The organism is Pyrobaculum islandicum DSM 4184, assembly GCF_000015205.1.
Taxonomy (GTDB): Archaea; Thermoproteota; Thermoprotei; order Thermoproteales; family Thermoproteaceae; genus Pyrobaculum; species Pyrobaculum islandicum.
The window spans coordinates 940,236-960,157 of sequence record NC_008701.1; the positions used below are offsets into that span (position 1 = coordinate 940,236).

Sequence of the window (19,922 nt, forward strand, 5' to 3'; positions counted from 1 at the left end):
TCGAGATCTATGAAAAACCATATTTGTCCCCCCAATTCTTCTAACGCTTTTTTCAGTCGCGATAGTGGTACCAAGTATTTCATTCGCCAAATTTTTCTGTAAGTGCCAAATAGCTTCCAAGTATAGGCATTACGTCTATACCTCTTATTCTCCCCAGAGCCCCACGCCAACAAGTGAGTTCTGAAAACTTACTTACATCGTCTGTTACAACATCGGGCCCATATAGTAAAATAGGTACAGACTCCCCCGTATGTTCCTTTATAGATATTGGAGTGGCGTGGTCTGAGGTAATCACTACATAGTTATTTAGTAGTTTGTCTAAATATGGCGTTAGTGCTTTGTCTAGTCTCTCTATTACAGAAACCTTGCCTTTAAAATCTCCATCATGTGAGGCGCTATCTGTGCCCTTTACATGTAGAAATACTAAGTCGTAGCGGCCCATTAGCTCTACCGCAAGTCTTACAGCTTCGTCAAACATATCGTCTTTAGTTCCACCAAGGCCTCGTGCTGTGTATACGTCCATACCGACTGCACGCGCGACACCTCTTATTAAAGCGACGCCAGCTATAGCCGCGGCTTTGATATTGTACCTCTCCCTAACTGGCTCAATCTGGGGCATATAGCCTCCACCTCTTAACAAAATGGCGTTTATAGGCAACCTCCCCTCTAGTCTCCTCTTTCTATTTATTTCTAAGTCTTTGGCAACTTCGGAAAACCGTTTTGTGACCTCATTTATAACCTCTGCCGTGAGCACGGCCTCCTTACTATTCTCCAGAGGCCGCGACTCTAACAGTTTTGCGCCAACTTTATGCGGGTCTGTATCACTTACTTTATGGCTTACAGACCCACGGAGTACTAAAACACCTCTATGTTCCACAGTGGATTTATAGATAATCTCCACGCCATATTTTCTCTTTATATCCTCGGCTATATTGGCCATGAGGTTTTCTACGGCCTCTACTTCTTCTGGCGTAATGTAGCGACCTGCGCGTCTGTCTAAAACCATGCCGTTGTCGTCTATTGTAGCGAGGTTAGTTCTAAATGCGACATCGCCTGGCTTTAACTCTAAGCCAGCCCCCAGCGCCTCAAAAGCGCCACGCCCTGTGTAATACTTATACGGGTCGTAACCGAAGAGAGCTAGGTGCGCAGTGTCAGAGCCTGGGCGTACGCCAGGGGCTATCGGGTCTAAGATTCCACAAGACCCAAGAGAAGTTAGATAGTCTATTGTTGGCTTAAATGCGGTATGAAAAGGAGTTCTCCCGCCTACAGGTCTATCGCCTCCCCCGTCGAATAATATCCAGAAAACGCTAGGCATGAGTTTCTCTCTTAACCCACTCTAGGTAGTCGATATACCCGCCTACAATAGGTAGTGCAATAATCTCTGGAAGTTGATACGGATGAATAGACCTAACCTCTTTTATCAACTCGTCGAGTTTATCTGCGGTAGTCTTCGCTATTAAAAGTACCTCATTAGCCTCTTCTATTCTTCCTTCCCACCAATACATCGAGCTTGCTTGTGTAATATTAACACATGAGACAAGTCTCTTTTCAAGAAGATGTCTTGCTATTTTCCTACCGTTTTCATTGTCAGGAGCTGTAATCAACACAACTAAGTACATACGAGGTGGGTTGGTATACGTTTTGTATATAACCATTGTGTCGCTGACTAAAGTCATGTCCAAACCCCCCTTTGCGGCTCCCGACCCTCCCCGGGGGGCTCGGGTCGTTGGGGGCTGGCTTTGCCCCCTGGTCGCCGGGCCCCAGAGCCGGGACTCGTTTCCATAATAAAAAATATATTGGAGGGGGCGGAGGTGTGGTTGTTGTGTGGTAAATGGTAGAGTTGGGAATATCCTTTAAAGGAAAAAATGTCTAACCATGTTGCGTAATCGATGTCGGAGGGGGTGCGGCGGTTGAGCTGGGGGTAGGGGCGGCTGCAGAAATTAACTTACTGTACAGCTTCTTGGCCCATATTATGGGGATGTTGTCTCTGTTGTCTGAGAAGCCGCAGGTGGGGCAATGCATTATGCGTCTCCCCTCTTCCGCCATCTTGGCTCCACAACGGGGGCAGACTGTTGAATACAGCCGCTCCTCTAGATACGGAATGCCGTACCACTGCGCCTCCTCAGCTGGCCGAGGCCGTCTAGGAGGTGTTTCTTCTCTCCGTTCCCCTCCTTCAACTCTCGGTACGTGTCGTCCTCCATTGTGTCTACTACGATCACGGCTTGACGTTCTCTGGCCAGCTTTATGATCTCGCGGGCGGCGTTGCCCCTTCCAGTACGAGCCAACTAGAGACGGCCATATACGCGACGCCCGCCGACGCGTTGACTACGGCGGCTGTCTAGGGGCTTCGTTGAGTTGAATCTACTCTTCGCCGACACGTCTTGGCCCGCCGCGGTGGCGCTGAACGGCGCCGTCGTAAAGGCGGCGTTGGGAGGCATGTTGTTGACCTTCGCAGCCAGAGCCGTCGCTAGCAACTTGCCGACCTCGCCGGCGTCATACGCCGCCGTTGCCACCCCAAGCCCTGTTCATACCGGCGATACTCATCGCCGTGTTGACGGCACTCGCGGTAAGACCGCCGTAGAACAAACCCGTTTTTAACCCACCCAGGCTTCTAAACAACGCGGTCACACACCTTGACCAACGCCTCGCCTGCCTGACGGCGCGCCGTTAGGCAGGTGTGTCGAGGGAGTAGAAAGTCGAAATACGTCTTCTAGTTTCTCTCTCCCTCGCCGCATGTGCTCATAGTTGCTCATGGAGTTGACAGGAAAGGAGGATCCGAAGCTCACATCGGAGGAGCTAGACCGCCTGCTTACTCCCGATAAGCGCGAGTTGGCCGTCAGGATCATTGATGAGGTGTTCCCAAAGTACGGTCTTAAGAAGTATTTCGTGGATAAAGCTAAGTTCTTCTGACATGACGTGGTATTCTACAGGTCGGTTCCACTCGACGTCCAACTGAGAGTGGAAAACGAGAGAGATGTGGACAAGGCCGTCTTTGTTGACCTAAGGAGTGGCGCCAAAGACGTCGCGGGCAAGATAATTGAACTCGCCAGGGCATACAACGCCGGTCGTGGTAGACACAATGGGAGATACAAGTTACCGAGAGCTCAAGGCGGGAGTGGAGTACTGAGGAGGAGGTTGAAGGAGTCGGCGCAGTGGTACGGCATTCCGTATCTAGAGGAGCGGCTGTATTCAACAGTCTGTCCAAAGCGCGACGCAAAGGTGGTAGAGGAGAGGGGTCGCGTAATGCATTGCCCCACCTGCGGCTTCAGAGCGCACCGCGACAACGCCCCCATGACATGGCGGAGAAGAGGTACTGGGGGCTACTCCAGAAACAACCCCCTCGGCGACCACCACCTAACCCCCCAACTACACCTCCCACATGAACAACGCCGGCCCCAGGCGGCAGACAAAGAAAATCGACGACCTACGGCCACATAAGACCCACCCCCCGCCCCGGCACACCCAAAACAGACCCCCAAGCCCCCGGGAAGGGCCAAGAAAAAGATAGGGGAACGAGATGGTTTATCTCTCTGTGGTTGTTAAAAGGTGAAGAGTTGGAAATTCAGCGCTTTGGACCCCGATCATCTATCAACAAGTATAGCGTCATCACATATTTATTATGATACGGCGTTTTAAAATGTGGAAGGCGTAGAGGTTGCAGTGAAGAGGTATCTGGCCGGCGACGGATCTGCGTTAGATGCTCTGAGAGAGTTCGGCCTTTTAAATAGGCAGGAGCCAGCCACAAGGGGGTACGTCCTTTACAAAGCCCTTAAGTATGGCATAGACGTATCTAGTTACGTCAAGTACCTAGACTGGAGGGAGTTCGAGGAGTTTATACGCTATGTCTTCTCGGAGTTTGGTTACAACGTGGTGTCAAATGTTAGACTAAATTGTGGAAGAAGCGCTGAGTTTGACGTCGTTGCATGGAGCCGAGATGTGGCGTTTGTTGTAGAGGCTAAGAAGTGGAAAGGCGGGGGCGGCAAGTGGGAAGAGATCGCGTGTAAACACCTAAAGAAAGTTAAAATGTGTATTTCTAAACTACTTGTTTTTGCTCCCTTTGTTGTGCCGCTTGTAATCTCCTCTACTGATGTTAATTTTATTTCCGGCGGAGTCCCTGTGGTATCTATTAGAAAAATTGGGAACTTTCTCGCCTCTTTTCACGACTTCAAGAATTACGTCATTATACTTAAATAGACACTCGTCGCATGCATATGTATATATGGCGATAGAAAGCTCGGATTTTATCTTCACTATGTTATATGTTTCAAGTCTGCGTGTGCAGAAGAAGCAGTAGATCACAACCCCTTTTCTGTCTTCTCTTCGGTGATGGAAAGATCTGCGACAACTCTAGCCCTCTTTTGTGGGACTAGGAATTTTTCAGCAACAGCTATTAAAATCGCGAGTCCAAAAATAGAGAGAGACACGCTCTTTGCGTAATTACTCAGCACCACGACTATGTCATTAAACTTAACTATGTATATATATGGTAGAGGCATGGCATAAATTAGTGCAAGAAGCGCCATAATCTTGGGAAGTTGTCCAATGCGCATTTTTACAAAAAACTCCAGATATGCGGAGGTTGCTAATATTGCAATCGACAAGATAGCGGAGAGCGCCCAGGGGATGTTTAGAAATCTTTCAACTTCTCCACCTACAACTATTTCAAAGTTTCCAATATCTACGGGGATAGTCGCGTAAATAGGTTTTGCAAAAGGACCTATCGCAAGTATTACTACAGTTAGTACAGCCGCCATAGATGTCAATAACACAAACACCCCCTCTTCTCCCTATTTGAAGTTTTTCATTGGCGACATTTTGTAAATTTCTCGGTTCTAAGCGCTTATATTGTCTAGCTACGGCGGCATTGTTGAATATCTCAGTTTGCCGACTATCCAATCTTTAAGCACTATACGCGCTGCTTCATCGATGTTTACCTTTCCGCCTTTTAGAAGTCTTTTTTTAACTCTTCCTATCTCCTCAAGTGCGTTTTCTAAATCACAGTCGATGCCGTAGGCTTCCACAAGGGCTTTTGGGTTATAGGACAACACGCGTCTAAGTAGTGCATACGCGTAGGGTACTGGGTCGTCTATAGCGCCTGGATCTACCAAGCCTTTGATAACATCTAAAGCTAAGTCGCCTGTCGACATCGTTTTTACAACGCCTGGCGTATCTAACACCAAAAGCCAGCTTTTAGCTCTCACTAGTTGTTCTCCCCTAGTCCACCCTGGCTTGGGACTCGTTGGGGCGACGTAGCGCCCCTTTAGGTAGTTAATTATTGTTGACTTACCGACATTTGGATAGCCCACGACAACGACTGTGACAGGTATGCGCGGAGCTAGCGATCTAATAGCTACTATCAGCTTTCGCGTGCCAAGTCTATATTTGGCACTTATATAAACTACGGCTCTGCCTAGGCTTTTAAAATAGGACCTCCACTTCTCTAACACGTCTCGTTCTACAAGATCCGCCTTGTTTAAAACTATTAGCAACCTCTTGCCTAATTTATCTGCCAGCTTTTCAACGTCTTCTACTCTGGTAGCCCCTGGATCTCTTGCGTCAACAACTTCAAGTACTACATCGCCATCTTCTATAACTCTTCTTACTAGCCGCCAAGTCTCTTTCACGTCAGATTCTTAGACAACATTTAAAAAATGTAGCGATTGTCGCAATGTGTCATTTAAGCCGCCACCTTCAAGACTAGAACTTATTAGATTAAGAAGACAACTTACGTTATTTCAAAGGATAAGGAAAACTTTAGAAGATGCTCGAAATTCTACAATCCAGAGAATAAGGGCGTTAATTACAGACTTGGAAAAGTTACGTCGTGAAATTGCGGACGACTTTGTAGAGATATCAACAAACTTCAAGACTGCGGTAGCTAAGACAGGCATAGATAGAATAGAGAGTATAGCAGATTTAACCCCCAAGACTGTAAAGGTGGAGCTTGTAAATAGAGGTACACACATGGGCCTTGAGGTGAGAGACTACGTGATGTATCCGACTTATAGCATTGTGACAGAGGCGGCTGAGCTCGATATCGCCCTAGTGAAGACAAGAGAGCTTTTAAAGAAACTTGTGGAATTTGCTGAAAAAGAAACTCTGTTCTATACGCTTTTAAACAGAGTACGTGAGTATCAGAGGATGATAAATAGCATAGACTACGTAATAATCCCCCGCATAAGAGAGAATATGCAGTACATTAGACTTGCGCTAGAAGAGGGTGAGAGAGAGGAGTTTATAAGGAGAAAAATAATAGCGTCACGTATATAAGGTTGGTGTTTCAGACACTAGCATGTCTATGAAAGATCTCAATGTAGTTATCAAAGAGCTTGTCGACAAAGAAATCGAAAAAGCCATGGCAAATATAAAAGAAGAAATTAGAGAAGTCACATCTCTTATTGATAAGAAAATAGAGGAGCTCCGTCAATATTTAAAAACCTAAAAGGTTTAGAGCCTATGAACGCCAAAGCATTAGTCACGGTTATATTAATGGCGATGTTAACAATGGCCCAGACAACACACACAGCAACAGGGGGCGAGAAGTACTTAGGGGCTGGCCTCGCCGTCGGCCTCGCTGGTCTTGGCGCTGGAATTGGCGTTGGTATAGCGGGTGCTTCAGCGATATCTGCTCTTGTTGAAAAGCCTCAGGAGCGAATTTGGTACTTAATATTTCTAGCGCTTGCGGAGGCGATAGCGATCTACGGCCTGTTGATTGGTCTGCTGGTGTTTACTGCCTAAGCCCTAGTAAGAGGCTCAAACACTCTTCTTCTTTTTTCTGTTGGCACGCCTTCCGCAAGCAACGCGGCGACTCTAATCAACGTAATTACTTCCGCCTTCATATACTCTAAATGTGCGGCCAGCGCCCCGAGAGAAAACTCGGAGAACCTTGCTATATATATATCTGATAACTTTTTCACATATGCCGGATATATATTGTCCATCGCTATTGAGATATTTTCTAATGTGGGGGCTTCTGCCACCATATCTATTAGTATCTTGCCCCAAGGCACAGCTCCTGCATTCTCTAAGAACTTTGTCGGTGGGTCTCTTACGGCAGATGTCACTAGCGGCGTTGGTTTGCCAATGATGAGTTCGTTTAGCTCTTCTGTTAGCCCCCAAATTCTTGCTCTTATTGCTATTAAGACATTGAGGTATTCCTTTAGCTCTGTGATAAACATATTCAAAGATTTGTCTTTACTCACGGGCGCCGTCTCAGAGAAGTCTTCGATCCACTGTCTGTCTAGAAAAACGCTTAATTTATCTTCGCCATATTTCGACGCTAGCTCAAAGGCCTTGTAAGCTGGGTGCCTCATCTGTTTTAATCTATCTCCAATCTCTTCTACGTTTTTAACGCCGAGAAGACTCGCTATTATATGGCGTCTTCTAGTAAATTCGAGAGGTTCCCAGAGTATGAAATCCTCTGGGTTTCTACCTGCTTTAATTGCTATTGTTAAGTTTCTGATATTCTCATATTCAAAATACTTAAGTGAGGATAGTATCACAGCTTTTGCATCACCGCTCGAGCCTAGAAATATTGATTTTACTCTGTCTAGATATATTTTTATTAAGCCCCTACGTAACTCATCTAGGTTGTCTCTAGTAAGTTTATCAAGAGCTATATTGTAATGTGTTGTTTTTAAAATATTTAAAAACTCATCTAGTGTATTTACATAAACTAGAGAGATAAGTTTATCACGTGGTAGCTCTTTTATACGGAGACCTCTTACTCTAGGGCCTAAAGAAGGTCTTCTCAGTATTGAACTCATAAATTGAGAATAGCTAATGCCTTCTCGATAAGCTTGTTTTTGTTTTCCCGGTATTTAGATAAGATTTTCTCTTTCTTATCTTCCGCGCTCTTTATAATCTTCTCTGCCTCTTTTTTTGCCTCTTCAACCGCCTTGTTTTTATATTCAAATATGGCATTACTAACGATTCCCTCTATTTTTTTAATAATTTCATCGGAATATTTTTTAGACACTTGTTCTACATATATTAGGACGTTTGTTTTTGTCTCATCGGCGCTCTTTATAACTTTGTCTATCTCTTCGAGTCGCTTTAAAATTTCATCTATTTTAAGCATATTTATGCATTGAAGCTGGGCTTATATAAAGTTGATGAGTCCAGGACTAACTGAGTGGTGAAGATACTTCTCGCATCTGATCAGACGCGCGGAATTAACATCATTTTCAGCCCGTCCCCGTGTAACTTCACCTAACTTTCTCACTGCAGCGGTATTTAATATTTTCCGTCCAACTCCTTACGCCCGATTTGTAATGTCAATAAATTTATTTACCTACGCAGTAACTATTGTGGTTCTCCAAATCGCTGAACAAATAATATTTGCCGTGTTGTTACTTCTCGCCCTTATAATCCTAGTTACTATACTTTCGTCATCTATTCGTATAATTCCTGAGTACCAAAGGGCTGTTAAATTTAGACTAGGCCGTGTCGTAGGCGTAGTTGGCCCAGGGCTTGTGTTTATAATTCCGATAATCGATACTATAATGAGATATGACCTACGTGTTGAGGTAGTAGACGTGCCCGCACAACGCGCGTTGACTAAGGATAATGTCGAAGTAACTATAGACGCAGCAATATACCTTAGAGTAGTTGACCCGTTGAAAACTGCTTTAACTGTAAGAAACCATATACCAGCTGTTGCAATATATGCAGCGTCTACTCTCCGCGATGTTGTTGGCATGGTGGATCTCGACACTTTACTCACACATAGAGACGAAATTGCGAAAAAGATCGCATCAATAGTAGACGAACATGTAACTCCATGGGGTGTAAAAGTAACCGCAGTTGCTATCAAAGATATAAAGCTTCCTGATGTATTACTCCGCGCAATGGCCAGTCAAGCAGAGGCAGAGAGAGTTAGACGTGCTAAAATTACGCTGGCTTCTGCTGAATATGAAGCGAGTAAGATCTACCTCGAGGCCGCCGAGCGCTATTCTCAGAATCCCACTGCTGTTCAACTAAGAATGATAGACGCATTGATTGAAATAGCTAGAGAACATAACTTAATCATTGTCACGCCGCCCACTCTGGAGTACGTAGCTCTGCCCTTGGCTGTTACCAAGAGAGAAAAGAAGGAATGAAAAAGTGGATACTTCTACTTCTTTTGACATGTTTTTCTAACGCTTATATAGTACACACTATATATACGGTTGAAATAAACGGTATAATAGGCCCATATACGCTCTCGCAAATAGAGAGAGCGATTTCTCTTGCCGAGCAAAACAACGGCCTTGTCCTACTGTTGTTGTCTACGCCAGGCGGTTTGGCTGATGTAACACTTCAAATTATGAAAGAGGTAGGAAACTCGCCGGTTCCAGTTGTGGGTTTCGTATATCCAGATTATAGTTACGCTTGGTCTGCGGGCACTTATGTATTAATGTCGACGCATATAGCGGCTATGGCGCCACATACAGTAATAGGGTCTTGTCAGCCTATTGCTGGAGGGACGCCGGTTAACGAGTCGAAGACTCTTAACGCATTGATAGGGTATCTAGAAACTGTTGCCAAGTCTTATGGGCGAAATGGTACTTTTGCCAGGCTATGTATAACTAAAAATGTGAATCTAGGCGCAGACGAGGCATTAAGATATAAGGTTATTGATATAATTGCAAACGATATAGACGATTTGTTAAGGAAAATTAATGGGAGTTCTATTGTCCTGAGAAACCAGAGAGTTGAAATCGTGGTTATTGGAAGTGCTATACAGCCGGTTACGCCCACGCCTACAGAAACCTTACAGATGTGGTTGAGCGACCCCGTGGTGTCAAGTATTTTATCTCTACTCGCATTTATACTTCTATTAACAGCCTTTTTGACAGGCCACCCAGCGGCCATAGTAGCCGCGATTATATTACTAGTTGTCTCTATGTTTTCTATTCTCCCAACTGCATGGCTTAGTCTCGTTTTGATAATTATGGGCGCGTCTCTTATCGTATTTGAAATTTTAGCAGGTATGGCGGCTCATGGAGTTGTCGCTGGCGTCGGCGCAGTTTTAGTTATAATTGGCTTCTTATCGGCATACCCAGCTAGTGTGTTTGGCAGAGAGCTTATACATATCAAAGATTGGTGGTTGATACAGCTCGGGCTTTATATAAACATAGCAGTACTAGTCGGCTTTATTGGCCTAATAATTTACAAGGCTGTGGCAGTTCATAAAGTAAAACCCCCCTCTGAGTTTTTGACAAACCTAAGAGGTATGGAGGGCGTAGCATTAGACGACATTGAACCCGGCGTGCCGGGTTTTGTAAAAGTTTTTGGAGAGTATTGGAAGGCCGTATCAGATGTGTCTATAAAAAGGGGTTGTAAAATAAGGGTTCTTGAGGTACAAGGTGATAGATTAAAGGTTGAGCCGGCGGGTATCAACACGCCGGAGGGGACGGAGGGAGAAAAGTGATAGAAAGAGGGGGTTATTTAGTCTGTGTCCGCTTTTCGCCGTCCTACTGATATTTGCCGAGGACGGCGTCGTCAAATGTGCCGTCTTTGCCGACGGCAGTTTCCGACTTCACGACCTTGTCGGTGAAAACGTCGTAATACGTATACACGCCGCCCGCGTCGACTATAGCCAGAGACTCAAACATAAACAACGCGCCGTCTAGAAGCCCCTACTCCCGCCTCAGAGTCTCAATCAGTTTAATGAACTGCTCCACCATGAGATTGTACAGTTTTCAAAGTTTGGCCCCACATGTGGCGCGGAGGAGAAAAGCCAGAGACGCCTCTTTCAACTAGTTTTTCTTTCCCATGCCACATACGCCCATGAGCCAAATCTATCGAATACTAAATGTTGGAGATGCCATGGCAGTTGGTAGAGGAGCGTCCGGACGTCTTAGACCTAGTGACAGGGATGCACTTGGCCGTTGAGGAATATATGAAGAGATTGCTCAAGGAGACCACGGGACAGGAGGAGCCGAGGCTAACAACGGAGGAGCTAGACCGCTTGCTTACTCCCGACAGACGGGAGTTGGCGTACCGAATAATTGAGGAAGTGTTTCCCAAATACGGGCTTGGGAAAGTACTTCGTGGATAAAGCCAAAGTGTTTTGGCGCGACGTGGTATTCCACAGGGCGGTTCCGTTAGATGCCCAACTGAGAGCCAAGGACGAGAAAGACGTGAGTAGAGCCGTTTTCGTTGACCTCAAGAGCGGCGTCGTCAGAGTGTGAAAAACCGGCATACTGCCTTTCGCCGTCAAGTTGAAGAAGGGCGATGTCGTTTGGATCAGAAAGCGGTTGGAAGAGGGTGCGAGACTCAAGGTGGCATTTCTCGGCGTAGAGAAATGGAAAGGCAAGAAGGGGCCAACGTACGGTGGCTTGTATATCGCTCTCATCTTTGCTAGAGAAGTAAGTCAGCTAAAGCGTCTCTTCACGATTCAGGAGACCCTTAGTTCGTCACCTGGAAGAACTTGGGTTGGCTTTAAAATGTTTTTGAGCCCTTAGCAAAACTTTCCCAAGCCTATGGAGATTTCCCAGGAATAACATCACAAGGCCGAAAACTACCAATTCAGCCTCATTTCCAACAACGCCCATGGCTAAAACTATGGCGCCATATATTGCCATCATATATATGAACATAATTGAGTTATCTCCTAGCAATATAACACCGGTATTTACATTTGACATGACGTAATAGCAGTACGTCCCCCTATCTCTCTTGGCCCCTCCCTGGGGGACTTAAGGGCCCGCCTCGGGTACACCGGGGCGAGGGGGCGGGTCACCCGGGGGACGGCCGCGAGTCGCTTGTTTTTACAACAGTTTGGCGCCCCCGTCTGCCGCCCCAGGGGCCATGCGTCGTTTATGAAGCAAGAAAACTTACGAGGTTAAAAATGTGATGGCTGTTGGGACGGAGGAAAAAACGGGTTGTTTTGTCTTCTCTATTAACTCCCGGTATCTCTTCTCTGCCCATATCATGGGCACGTTGTCGCGGTGCGCTCTGAAGCCGCAGGCGGGGCAACGTATGAAGCGGCCTTCCTCTTTTGTCATCTTAGTGCCACACTTTGGACAGACTGTTGAATACAGCCGCTCCTCTAGATACGGCAGGCCGTACCACTGCGTCGACTCCTTCAGCCTCCTCCTTAACTGCCCGAGCCCGTCTAGGAAGTGTTTCCTCACGTCGTTTCCGTTGCCCTCCTTCAGCTCTCGGTAACTCTCGTCTTCCATCGTGTCGACGACTATGGCGGCTTGGTGCTCTCTTGCCAGTTTTATGATCTCGCGGGCGGCGTTTATAACGACGTCGCGGATATATGCAAGCTGCGAGGTCGTGCGCCGCTGCGCAATGGAGCCAGTCCCCAACTCACGCCGTACAAGGCCTTGGATATGTCTTCTGGTAGAGACCTAAGCCATGTCATTTCACAGTTATGGACATCCACCTCCTCAGGAGTATAACTTATATAGTATAAAGGTGGATACGCTGTGAGTTGTACATCTGCTGTGTTTTGTACACCTAGAGCATCTCGCGAAGATGAGCTCGTTGCCGATGTGATAATAGTAGGCGGCGGATTTGGGGGTCTTGTAACAGCGTTAGAACTTAAGAGATACGGCTATAGACCTAGGGTAGTTTACATAGGACATTTAGGCGGCCACCATATTTTAGGAAATGCGCCAAGGTACTCGGACTATATAGATGTACAATCAATAATAAGCAAAGCCAGGGAATTAGACGTAATAGAGGGGTTTTTTGATGGAATTTACATATATCATAAAGGTATAAAATATAGAGTACGCTATAAACACCTAGTTTTAGCTACAGGGGGTTTCGATGCGCCGATAACATTTCCAAATAGCATCAAGGCACCTCAGAAGACTGCAGAAGAGGTTCTATTACAACAACCCACAGGTCTTAAAATCGCCGTTTGGGGCACAACCGAGTGGGGGCTACGTACTGCACTTACATTAAAAAGACTTGGCAACGACGTAATAGTTTTAGATAACTCTGCATATATAAGAGATACGAAATATTTTGAAAAGGTCAAGAAGACGATAGATTTCCCCATTGCCACCTCTGTAAGGATTAAGAGTTATGACAGAGGAGTTTTAAAATACAACGTTATAACTGAAAAAAGGACTATAGAGAAAAGAGAGGAGAAACTCGATCTTATAGTGTCGACTGTAAGAATGGTGAACCCGTATGTAGTCACAAAGCTGGGGTTTAAAGTGTATTACAGCTTTGAGTTAAATTCTCTTATACCCAGGCGCACCAACCTCGGCGAACTTTTGACACTAGATGACACAGGTAGAGCCGTCGGCGGGAGTAATATCTACGTGACTGGCCACCTCTATGGCGCAGTGAGAGAAAACCACATCGTAGAACAAGCCAGGTTGCTTGCCATGTACATAGCTTCTAAAGATGGGCTTGAAGATGGGGAAAAAGTTAAAGATGGTTTAGGTAAGTTCCTCGCCACACTTGCGGTAGAAGCCAACTGGCTTTATAACCTTGGCAACAGACTTGAATATGGCACAGATAACACAGGACGATACATAGAGCCTAATGTTATCGACGTCCCACACTGGGCTTCGTATTGGCCACAAGAAGAAGATATAGAAGGCGTCATCATATGCCCCTGTGACAATACGCCTATAGATAAAGTGTTAAAGGAGGTAAAAGAGGCGAATAGGCTGAAAGAGATAAAGACAAAGATAACACATAAAGACGTTGAACTGCTAAGGCAATTAAAGCTTCCACAGCTTTCATTTGGAGAATCTGTATGTGCCGAATCTATGTGCCTACCCTACGCAACAATAATACTAGGGGCACTGTTAGGACAGAAGCCGTCGTACTTTATATACGGCAAACTCCCACAGTAGCCAGAAAATTACGCTAATTGGGTATTTTTTATACAGAAACCAGTTGGCTTAACAACTGTCTTAATTTCTCTAGCCCATCTTTTGAATTAGACTCCAGCTTAACTCTAAGCACAGGCTCTGTGTTGCTAGGCCTAATTAATAGCCTTCCATCCCTAGTTCTTATATCTATTCCGTCTAGCTCATAAAATTCGAAAGAAACAGCCCTCTTTTTTGCCTCTTCGACTGCTTTTCTAGGGTCGGCAACTTTGAGATCTAGACGTTCTTCATAGACCTTAGGCGCCTCCTCTAGTATTTTGTCTAGTGTCGTGTTTCGCTCTTCGAGAATAGAAAGTATTTTTAAAGCCGCATATATACCGTCGTCAAAATAGTTATTTTCTTTAAACCCGATATGTCCACTATACTCTGCCCAGAAAATCGCGTTATATCTCGCCGCCGTGGGCTTTTGGAAACTGTGGCCCACTCTTTGCCTGATTATCTTAACCCCCCGCTCTTCTGCGACTTTCTCTAGATATAGAGGCATAGTGATATCAAACACGACAGTATCGCCTGGTTTTGCATAGTAATTTATGAGTGTATAAACCATTTTTTCAGGCCGAAAAACTTCGCCTCTAGCTGTAACAAGGCCAACTCTGTCGCAGTCGCCATCAAGCGCAATACCTGCATCTAGTCTATTCTCTATTACTAACTTCTGAAGTTGTTTTAGATTTTCCGCCTTCTCTGGATCTGGCAAGTGAGCTGGAAATCTGCCGTCTGGAAAATCGTTTATTGCAACGACCTTTCTAAAACTTCTCTCTAACAGAGGTTTTAATATCACGCCAGCCGCATTAGCCGGGTCAAATCCTATAGATAGATCTAATCTTCTAAACCTCGCCGTTATATAGTCGATGTACTTTGTCAAAATATCGCTGACATATACAACGCCGCGAGTCGCTGGAGGGGGGGACTCTAACATATTTGCTAGTTGTTGAATTTCATGACTCTCTAAATCTACGCCTCCCGGCTTCATGATCTTCATACCGTTGTACTCCGGCGGGTTGTGAGATGCTGTTATCATCACCGCGGGCTTTTGGAATATATACGATGCGTAATGCGTCACAGGGGTTGTAGACGTGCCTATAAACACGATGTTGCCCCCCACGAGAAGCCCTCTAGATAACGCTTCGGCAATTCTAAATGAGTGTGTTCTAACGTCCATACCGACTATAATATCTCCGCCGTTGAAAAACTTCGAAATAGCGTATCCGATCTTCTCAACTAAATCCATCGTCAACTCTCTATCTACTACACCTCTAATATCATATGCCTTAAATACCGTCATCGCAATTTCAATACTGCAAAATTATATATTTTGACGTATATACATCTGTGAGACTTGGCGGAGTCGCAGACTTGCCGCTACACGACGGCCATGTGCCGCCTTGGTTATTTATACGCATGAGGAAACTCGCCTCGTTGATTTTACATGTGATGTACGACCTTTACGGCCCCGACGGCATTATTGAACGTTTTGCACACCCCGTCTTTTTCCAAGCCTTTAACAACATTATAGGCATGGACTGGGATAGTAGCGGTAGCACCACTGTAACTACAGCGGTGGTAAAAGAGGTTTTACGAAATTCTGACGTAATACCTGTGAGAGTGGCTGGGGGGAAAGGTCGTCAAGCCTTAAAAACGCCGAATGAGATAGAAGAAATCGCCAAGCGTTTTGGTCTAGACGCCACACAGCTTATAACAGCTTCTAGACTCACCGCTAAGGTAGATAACACGTTGATACAAGATGGGTACGAGATATACCACCATGCCTTCTTTATATCTGAGACAGGCAGATGGTGTGTTATTCAACAAGGCATGAACCCAGAGGTTAAAATGGCGCGTCGTTACCATTGGATTTCTACTGAGGATTTCTTCAATAGTCCCCACACAGGAATCATCGGATTCCGCCATAACAACGTCCTCAATTTAGCATCTAAAAACAGTAGAGATAATAGGTCGATAATTTTAGAACTCGTAAATGAGGGAGCTACAAAAATTGCAAAGTACCTAGCCCTTCTGCGCGGTCAGACAACCTTGGTAGACACCCCCTACTATCATCCATATGTAAAAACCAGCATCGACATAGACATCAAGACAGTTTTGAAAAATCTACCGCCGCCTAAGTCTGTAGACGATTTTAAAGAACTTCTGCTCAAATATAGAGTGGGGCCTAAGACTTTACGCGCACTTGCCTTAGTTGCAGAAATCATTTTTAAAACTCCCGCAGACTGGAGCGACCCAGCTGTAGACCCGTTTAAATTCTCCTTTGCAGTAGGAGGGAAAGACGGGGTGCCGTATCCAGTTAACAAAAAGGTATACGACGAATTAATTGCCCTACTTGATGCGGTTGTAGAAAAAGCCCATACAAACCCTGGGCTTTATCGCTACCTTGCCCACTTGGCAAAGAAGGCAGAGATGTGGAAATTTCCTGAAGATAAAAAGAGACCTACTTAACAACTTATTTGACAACTACAACAAGCCTAGCCCTTTAAGGCGAGGAGCGCAGTGGAGGTTCCGCTATGTGCTACCTCTTTGGTGGGTCATAGAGTTTCAAAACAGCTGGGTTTATATTGAGACCACTGTGTAACCCTGGACACGTCCTCGAGGATGTATCTCCCAACTATTTCAAAATCGGCTCCTGCTCGTATGGCGTCGCCCGGATTACCGCCTTGCGGTCCTATGCCGGGCGAAATAATTCTGTAGCTACAGCCTAGTTTCCTACGAGCGTGGGCTATAACATCTGGTTGGTTGCCAGGCAAGACGTATCCCCTGACGTCTCCCACATCTAACAACTCCTCCCATATTTTGTCATATAGAGTTGGCGCTGTCATTTTAGCTAGGACGTATATATGTCTGCCCCTTGGGAGAGACGGATATAGGAAGCCGTGGGTAATTACGCAACATGCACCTCTGTTGATAAGTTTCTCGATTACTCTATTTGCCACATGTGGAACGTCAGCAATTTTTAAATCGACAATTACATTACCAAATCTCGCAATCTCGCCAATGATAGATGCACCACTAGCAAGTACTAAGTCCCATCCGACTTTAAATCCTGCGACTAAGTCTTTAAGCGTTTTTGCAACGTCAAGAGCCTTTAAGACCTCCGTATCCAATGCCACCACTACTGGGTACACGAGAATACTCTTGTAACAACTTATATCCTTTGACACTACCCCTTACGTCGACACCGAGAAATGCAAGTCTCAACTTAGCACCTTCTTCCAATCTCTATCTGATTCAAGCGACGTCGCTCTTTTTCAATTTTACAACAAACGTCTCTCTTAATCTCCACACTTTGATGACACCGCTCTTGAGGTCAACGAAAACGACATTGCTTATATCTTTCTCGTCCTCGACTCTCAACTGGGCATTGAGCGGAACCGCCCGGTGGAACACTATGTCGCGCCAAAGAAACTTAGCATAATTCACAAGGGTTTTCCCAATATCCCCCTATCTTTCTCTTGGCCCCTCCCCGGGGGACTTAAGGGCCCGCCCCGGGTGCACCGGGGCGAGAGGGCGGGTCATACGGGGGACGTGGCGCCAAGTCGTTAACTTTCGCCGTCTTCGCGCCCCCGTCTGCCGCCCCGGGGCCAAGTAGATGCCGTTCATGAAATAAGAAAACTTACGAAGTTAAAAATGTGACGGTCGCCGGAGTGGAAAAAGTGGGTTGTTTTACCTTCTCTATCAGCTCCCGGTATCTCCTCTCAGCCCATATCATGGGCACATTGTCGCGGTGCGCTCTGAAGCCGCAGGCAGGGCAACGCATGAAGCGGCCGTTTTCCTCAACCATCTTGACTCCACAGCGGGGGCAGACAGTTGAGTACAACCTCTCCTCCAGATACGGCAAGCCGTACCACTGCGCCGACTCCTTCAGCCTCCTCCTTAACTGCCCAAGCCCGTCTAGGAAGTGTTTCTTATCGTCTCTCCAGTTGCCCTCCCTGAGCTCCCGGTACGTGTCGTCCTCTATTGTATCAACAACGATCGCGGCTTGGCGCTCTCTGGCCAGCTTTATGATCTCGCAGGCGGCGTTTATAACGACGTCGCGGATTATGCCATAGCGCTTTGTCTCAAGTTTCCACAGTTGTCTCTGGAGGTCAAGGGCTCTACGCTGGTCTCTGTCCTCGTCCACACGCGCGAGGGCTCTGCTCAGTTGTCTTATGTGGATATGTATCTTCTCAAGCTTCCGTATCCGCTCTTTCCTAGGAAACTTCAATAGCTCCACGACACGACCGTCGACCACGAGACCAACCTTTACGTAGTGGTCTAGGCGGTTGACGTCGATAACGACAAGCGCCTTGGGCTCCACCGGCGTCACCTCTCTAGCGAACACAAGGGCGATATACAGGCCGCCGTAAGTAGGATCTTTGCCTCTCCTCACGTTGATGTCCAAGAATGCCAACTTCAATTTAGCGCCCTCTTGTAGTCTCTCTCTTATCCAAGTGACGTTGCCCTTCTCCAACCTGATTGCGAAAGGCGGTATGCCGGTCTTCCGCACTCTGACTATGCCACTCTTTAGGTCGACAAAGACCGCCTTACTTGTATCTCTTTCGTCCTCAACTCTCAACTGAACGTTTAACGGAATCGATCTGTGGAACACTACGTCGCGCCAAAACACCTTTCCCTGGTCTATGAAGTACCTCCCCAACCCGTACTTGGGAAACACCTCCTCGATAATCTGGCGCGCCAACTCACGCTTGTCCAACGTGAGGAGTCTGTCCAACTCCTCCGCCGTCAGCTTCGGCTCCTCTTGCCCCGTCAGCTCCTTCAACAGCCTTCTGACGTATTCTTTTGCGGCCAAATGTATTCTTGTCACAAGGTCAAGGACGTCTGGCCGCTCTTCGATGAGTTTCCAGGGGATTTCAACCCTCAGCGTTCTGTATGCGTACATGGCCTTGTATGTGGTGGGGCTGAAATCTCTGTTGGTTATAAAAGGCGCATGGGGGCAGGCCAAAAGTTTTACAAGACAAACCCACAGCGCCGTCGTAAAGGCGGCGTTAGGAGACTTGGCCATGTTGTTGACCTTCGCCGCCACAAGAGCAATCGTTATCATAAGCAACTTGCCGCCCCTCGCGTTGTCCATACCGGCGATACCCACCGCCGTGTTGACGGCGCTCGCGGTAAAACCGCCGCAAACCCGTTTCTTAACCCGTCTACACCTCTAACGCAGTCTCCCACCACTTTCTACTCCCTCGGTTCACCTGCCTGACAGCGACGACGTCAGGCAGGTGAGTCGAAAGAGTTGAAAGGACGTCTCTGGCTTTTTGTAGTGGTGGGGGAGGTATGAAGTTGTCGCATACATTGCCAACGCCGCCGGGCGGATACTAACCGCAATTTCCCCCTATATCCAACAATCGCCGGCGAGATCATAAAATTGGCAAGGGAGTACCAAGCCGCCATAGTGGTAGACACGATAGAGGAGGAGAGCTACCGGGAGCTGAAGGAGAGCAACGGGAGCGGCGAAAAGAAGCACTTATTAGACGGTTTGGGCCAGCTGAGGAGGAGGTTGAAGGAGCTCGCCGAGTGGTACGGACTGCCGTATCTAGAGGAACGGCTGTATTCGACCATCTGCCCCCGCTGTGGCGCGAAAATGAAAGAGCTGAGTAACAGGCGGATGCGTTGTCCTTCTTGCGGTTTCAACGACCACAGAGACAACGTGCCGTTGCTTTGGGCAAAGAGGAGGTACTTGGAGCTCCTCCAGAAACAACCCGTTTTTCCAACCCAGGCCATACTTCTGGAACGCTTCTTCAATAATCTTGTGAGCCAACTCGCGCCTATCTCTTGTAAGCAAGCGGTCTAGCTCCTCTACCGTGAGTTTCGGCTCATCTTGTCCAGACAATTCCTTTAACAACGTTTGGCTCATGGGCGCATATTGCGTAGAGAAGAAAAACTAGGTCGTCGGGACAACCCGCTTTTCCAACCCCGGCGACCACCTTAAACTCGTAAGTCTTTTCGCCCATGGGACAACCGGCCCTAGGGACCCGGCCGGCTGTTGAAGTCCGCCAAGCCCGTCCGCCCGGGCACGGCCGAACCCCCACGCCCCCGGGTTGCCAAACGCGACTCAGGCACGTGCCC

25 protein-coding genes and 4 pseudogenes are annotated in these 19,922 nt (G+C 46.8%); 14 read left to right on the top strand and 15 right to left on the bottom strand.

What is annotated here, in order from left to right; all coding sequences use genetic code 11:
• Positions 1-79: 79 nt before the first annotated feature.
• The 3 genes and pseudogenes from PISL_RS05375 to PISL_RS10735 form a co-directional block, all read right to left on the bottom strand.
• Entirely contained in the window at positions 80-1,315 is a 1,236-nt protein-coding gene (locus PISL_RS05375) for a 2,3-bisphosphoglycerate-independent phosphoglycerate mutase (RefSeq protein ID WP_011762792.1), read from the bottom strand.
• The gene (cutA, locus tag PISL_RS05380; protein WP_053240352.1) at positions 1,308-1,619 is read right to left on the bottom strand and encodes a divalent-cation tolerance protein CutA; all 312 of its coding nucleotides are present in this window, start codon (positions 1,617-1,619) and stop codon (positions 1,308-1,310) included. Before cutA ends, PISL_RS05375 begins: the two co-directional genes overlap by 8 nt.
• 250 nt (positions 1,620-1,869) lie before the next feature.
• Positions 1,870-2,264 (bottom strand): annotated as a pseudogene (locus tag PISL_RS10735) (zinc ribbon domain-containing protein); the annotation flags it as partial.
• 91 nt (positions 2,265-2,355) lie between these two features.
• Between PISL_RS10735 and PISL_RS10740 the strand changes: the two are divergent.
• The 3 genes and pseudogenes from PISL_RS10740 to PISL_RS05395 all read left to right on the top strand — a co-directional run bounded on the left by PISL_RS10740 (position 2,356) and on the right by PISL_RS05395 (position 4,194).
• Complete coding sequence (locus PISL_RS10740; RefSeq protein WP_167827625.1) at positions 2,356-2,598, top strand: hypothetical protein; 243 nt, start codon at positions 2,356-2,358, stop codon at positions 2,596-2,598.
• 147 nt (positions 2,599-2,745) lie between these two features.
• A pseudogene (locus tag PISL_RS05390) lies at positions 2,746-3,383 on the top strand (zinc ribbon domain-containing protein); the annotation flags it as partial.
• 256 nt (positions 3,384-3,639) lie between these two features.
• Complete coding sequence (locus PISL_RS05395) at positions 3,640-4,194, top strand: NERD domain-containing protein (RefSeq protein WP_053240354.1); 555 nt, start codon at positions 3,640-3,642, stop codon at positions 4,192-4,194.
• A gap of 101 nt (positions 4,195-4,295) precedes the next feature.
• Here PISL_RS05395 and PISL_RS05400 read toward each other — a convergent pair whose 3' ends face one another.
• Entirely contained in the window at positions 4,296-4,769 is a 474-nt protein-coding gene (locus PISL_RS05400) for a hypothetical protein (RefSeq protein WP_053240547.1), read from the bottom strand.
• An 84-nt stretch (positions 4,770-4,853) separates the two neighbouring features.
• Positions 4,854-5,624, bottom strand: coding sequence for a GTPase (locus PISL_RS05405; protein ID WP_011762797.1), 771 nt, complete (start codon positions 5,622-5,624; stop codon positions 4,854-4,856).
• Positions 5,625-5,670: 46 nt separating this feature from the next.
• Between PISL_RS05405 and PISL_RS05410 the strand changes: the two genes are divergently transcribed.
• From PISL_RS05410 to PISL_RS05415, 3 genes are read left to right on the top strand one after another with little or no spacing between them, the layout of a single operon-like run.
• Positions 5,671-6,270 carry a V-type ATP synthase subunit D gene (locus PISL_RS05410; RefSeq protein WP_011762798.1) on the top strand — a complete coding sequence of 200 codons (600 nt, stop codon included), beginning with the start codon at positions 5,671-5,673 and terminating at the stop codon, positions 6,268-6,270.
• A 22-nt stretch (positions 6,271-6,292) separates the two neighbouring features.
• Positions 6,293-6,442 carry a hypothetical protein gene (locus PISL_RS10745; RefSeq protein WP_011762799.1) on the top strand — a complete coding sequence of 50 codons (150 nt, stop codon included), beginning with the start codon at positions 6,293-6,295 and terminating at the stop codon, positions 6,440-6,442.
• A gap of 14 nt (positions 6,443-6,456) precedes the next feature.
• A complete protein-coding gene (locus tag PISL_RS05415) occupies positions 6,457-6,738 on the top strand; it encodes an ATP synthase subunit C (RefSeq protein WP_011762800.1) in 282 nt (93 codons plus the stop codon).
• Here PISL_RS05415 and PISL_RS05420 read toward each other — a convergent pair.
• Complete coding sequence (locus PISL_RS05420) at positions 6,735-7,766, bottom strand: V-type ATPase subunit (RefSeq protein ID WP_011762801.1); 1,032 nt, start codon at positions 7,764-7,766, stop codon at positions 6,735-6,737. The genes PISL_RS05415 and PISL_RS05420 overlap by 4 nt on opposite strands.
• A complete protein-coding gene (locus tag PISL_RS05425; RefSeq protein ID WP_011762802.1) occupies positions 7,763-8,080 on the bottom strand; it encodes a hypothetical protein in 318 nt (105 codons plus the stop codon). Before PISL_RS05425 ends, PISL_RS05420 begins: the two co-directional genes overlap by 4 nt.
• A gap of 229 nt (positions 8,081-8,309) precedes the next feature.
• On the opposite strand from PISL_RS05425, the gene PISL_RS05430 reads away from it, so the two are divergent.
• Entirely contained in the window at positions 8,310-9,101 is a 792-nt protein-coding gene (locus tag PISL_RS05430) for a slipin family protein (protein WP_053240548.1), read from the top strand.
• On the top strand, positions 9,098-10,414 hold the full coding sequence (locus PISL_RS05435) for an NfeD family protein (protein ID WP_011762804.1): 1,317 nt from the start codon (positions 9,098-9,100) through the stop codon (positions 10,412-10,414). The genes PISL_RS05430 and PISL_RS05435 overlap by 4 nt, the downstream gene beginning before the upstream one ends.
• A 43-nt stretch (positions 10,415-10,457) precedes the next feature.
• On the opposite strand, the gene PISL_RS10750 is transcribed toward PISL_RS05435, so the two are convergent.
• Entirely contained in the window at positions 10,458-10,598 is a 141-nt protein-coding gene (locus PISL_RS10750) for a hypothetical protein (protein ID WP_167827626.1), read from the bottom strand.
• Between the two features lie 200 nt (positions 10,599-10,798).
• On the opposite strand from PISL_RS10750, the gene PISL_RS11620 reads away from it, so the two are divergent.
• Both PISL_RS11620 and PISL_RS11625 read left to right on the top strand, forming a co-directional pair.
• Positions 10,799-11,044, top strand: a complete 246-nt coding sequence (locus tag PISL_RS11620; RefSeq protein WP_011762805.1) for a hypothetical protein — start codon at positions 10,799-10,801, stop codon at positions 11,042-11,044.
• Positions 11,037-11,177 (top strand): hypothetical protein, encoded by a 141-nt coding sequence (locus tag PISL_RS11625; protein ID WP_342364416.1) that lies wholly within the window; start codon positions 11,037-11,039, stop codon positions 11,175-11,177. The genes PISL_RS11620 and PISL_RS11625 overlap by 8 nt, the downstream gene beginning before the upstream one ends.
• Before the next feature lie 225 nt (positions 11,178-11,402).
• On the opposite strand, the gene PISL_RS05445 is transcribed toward PISL_RS11625, so the two are convergent.
• Both PISL_RS05445 and PISL_RS05450 read right to left on the bottom strand, forming a co-directional pair.
• Entirely contained in the window at positions 11,403-11,573 is a 171-nt protein-coding gene (locus tag PISL_RS05445) for a hypothetical protein (RefSeq protein WP_245218327.1), read from the bottom strand.
• 249 nt (positions 11,574-11,822) lie between these two features.
• A pseudogene (locus tag PISL_RS05450) lies at positions 11,823-12,254 on the bottom strand (zinc ribbon domain-containing protein); the annotation flags it as partial.
• A 168-nt stretch (positions 12,255-12,422) separates the two neighbouring features.
• Between PISL_RS05450 and PISL_RS05455 the strand changes: the two are divergent.
• Complete coding sequence (locus PISL_RS05455; protein WP_011762808.1) at positions 12,423-13,814, top strand: FAD-dependent oxidoreductase; 1,392 nt, start codon at positions 12,423-12,425, stop codon at positions 13,812-13,814.
• Between the two features lie 28 nt (positions 13,815-13,842).
• On the opposite strand, the gene PISL_RS05460 is transcribed toward PISL_RS05455, so the two are convergent.
• Positions 13,843-15,132 (bottom strand): phosphomannomutase/phosphoglucomutase, encoded by a 1,290-nt coding sequence (locus tag PISL_RS05460; RefSeq protein WP_011762809.1) that lies wholly within the window; start codon positions 15,130-15,132, stop codon positions 13,843-13,845.
• A gap of 47 nt (positions 15,133-15,179) precedes the next feature.
• Between PISL_RS05460 and PISL_RS05465 the strand changes: the two genes are divergently transcribed.
• Positions 15,180-16,301 (top strand): DUF763 domain-containing protein, encoded by a 1,122-nt coding sequence (locus tag PISL_RS05465; RefSeq protein ID WP_011762810.1) that lies wholly within the window; start codon positions 15,180-15,182, stop codon positions 16,299-16,301.
• A gap of 86 nt (positions 16,302-16,387) precedes the next feature.
• Here the strand turns inward: PISL_RS05465 and PISL_RS05470 are convergent, their stop codons facing one another.
• The 3 genes from PISL_RS05470 to PISL_RS05480 form a co-directional block, all read right to left on the bottom strand.
• Positions 16,388-16,984 (bottom strand): orotidine 5'-phosphate decarboxylase / HUMPS family protein, encoded by a 597-nt coding sequence (locus PISL_RS05470; RefSeq protein WP_053240355.1) that lies wholly within the window; start codon positions 16,982-16,984, stop codon positions 16,388-16,390.
• 103 nt (positions 16,985-17,087) lie between these two features.
• The gene (locus tag PISL_RS05475; RefSeq protein WP_053240356.1) at positions 17,088-17,279 is read right to left on the bottom strand and encodes a hypothetical protein; all 192 of its coding nucleotides are present in this window, start codon (positions 17,277-17,279) and stop codon (positions 17,088-17,090) included.
• 193 nt (positions 17,280-17,472) lie between these two features.
• On the bottom strand, positions 17,473-18,738 hold the full coding sequence (locus PISL_RS05480) for a zinc ribbon domain-containing protein (RefSeq protein WP_053240549.1): 1,266 nt from the start codon (positions 18,736-18,738) through the stop codon (positions 17,473-17,475).
• On the opposite strand from PISL_RS05480, the gene PISL_RS10755 reads away from it, so the two are divergent.
• Positions 18,737-19,012: a hypothetical protein gene (locus PISL_RS10755; protein ID WP_167827627.1), complete on the top strand. Its 276-nt coding sequence runs from the start codon at positions 18,737-18,739 to the stop codon at positions 19,010-19,012. The two genes, PISL_RS05480 and PISL_RS10755, sit on opposite strands and share 2 nt — an antisense overlap.
• Before the next feature lie 188 nt (positions 19,013-19,200).
• A pseudogene (locus PISL_RS05485) lies at positions 19,201-19,566 on the top strand (zinc ribbon domain-containing protein); the annotation flags it as partial.
• A 103-nt stretch (positions 19,567-19,669) separates the two neighbouring features.
• Here the strand turns inward: PISL_RS05485 and PISL_RS10760 are convergent.
• On the bottom strand, positions 19,670-19,807 hold the full coding sequence (locus PISL_RS10760; RefSeq protein ID WP_167827628.1) for a hypothetical protein: 138 nt from the start codon (positions 19,805-19,807) through the stop codon (positions 19,670-19,672).
• Positions 19,808-19,922 lie beyond the last annotated feature (115 nt).

What these genes read in the sequence shown, in the direction of transcription:
- PISL_RS10760 (WP_167827628.1), bottom strand. Translation starts at nt 19,807, where the DNA reads ATGGGCGAAAAGACTTACGAGTTTAAGGTGGTCGCCGGGGTTGGAAAA.
- PISL_RS05435 (WP_011762804.1), top strand. Translation starts at nt 9,098, where the DNA reads ATGAAAAAGTGGATACTTCTACTTCTTTTGACATGTTTTTCTAACGCT.
- PISL_RS10755 (WP_167827627.1), top strand. Translation starts at nt 18,737, where the DNA reads ATGGCCTTGTATGTGGTGGGGCTGAAATCTCTGTTGGTTATAAAAGGC.
- PISL_RS05415 (WP_011762800.1), top strand. Translation starts at nt 6,457, where the DNA reads ATGAACGCCAAAGCATTAGTCACGGTTATATTAATGGCGATGTTAACA.
- PISL_RS11620 (WP_011762805.1), top strand. Translation starts at nt 10,799, where the DNA reads ATGTTGGAGATGCCATGGCAGTTGGTAGAGGAGCGTCCGGACGTCTTA.
- PISL_RS05460 (WP_011762809.1), bottom strand. Translation starts at nt 15,132, where the DNA reads ATGACGGTATTTAAGGCATATGATATTAGAGGTGTAGTAGATAGAGAG.
- PISL_RS10750 (WP_167827626.1), bottom strand. Translation starts at nt 10,598, where the DNA reads ATGTTTGAGTCTCTGGCTATAGTCGACGCGGGCGGCGTGTATACGTAT.
- PISL_RS10745 (WP_011762799.1), top strand. Translation starts at nt 6,293, where the DNA reads ATGTCTATGAAAGATCTCAATGTAGTTATCAAAGAGCTTGTCGACAAA.
- cutA (WP_053240352.1), bottom strand. Translation starts at nt 1,619, where the DNA reads ATGTACTTAGTTGTGTTGATTACAGCTCCTGACAATGAAAACGGTAGG.
- PISL_RS05480 (WP_053240549.1), bottom strand. Translation starts at nt 18,738, where the DNA reads ATGTACGCATACAGAACGCTGAGGGTTGAAATCCCCTGGAAACTCATC.
- PISL_RS05425 (WP_011762802.1), bottom strand. Translation starts at nt 8,080, where the DNA reads ATGCTTAAAATAGATGAAATTTTAAAGCGACTCGAAGAGATAGACAAA.
- PISL_RS05445 (WP_245218327.1), bottom strand. Translation starts at nt 11,573, where the DNA reads ATGATGGCAATATATGGCGCCATAGTTTTAGCCATGGGCGTTGTTGGA.
- PISL_RS05375 (WP_011762792.1), bottom strand. Translation starts at nt 1,315, where the DNA reads ATGCCTAGCGTTTTCTGGATATTATTCGACGGGGGAGGCGATAGACCT.
- PISL_RS05420 (WP_011762801.1), bottom strand. Translation starts at nt 7,766, where the DNA reads ATGAGTTCAATACTGAGAAGACCTTCTTTAGGCCCTAGAGTAAGAGGT.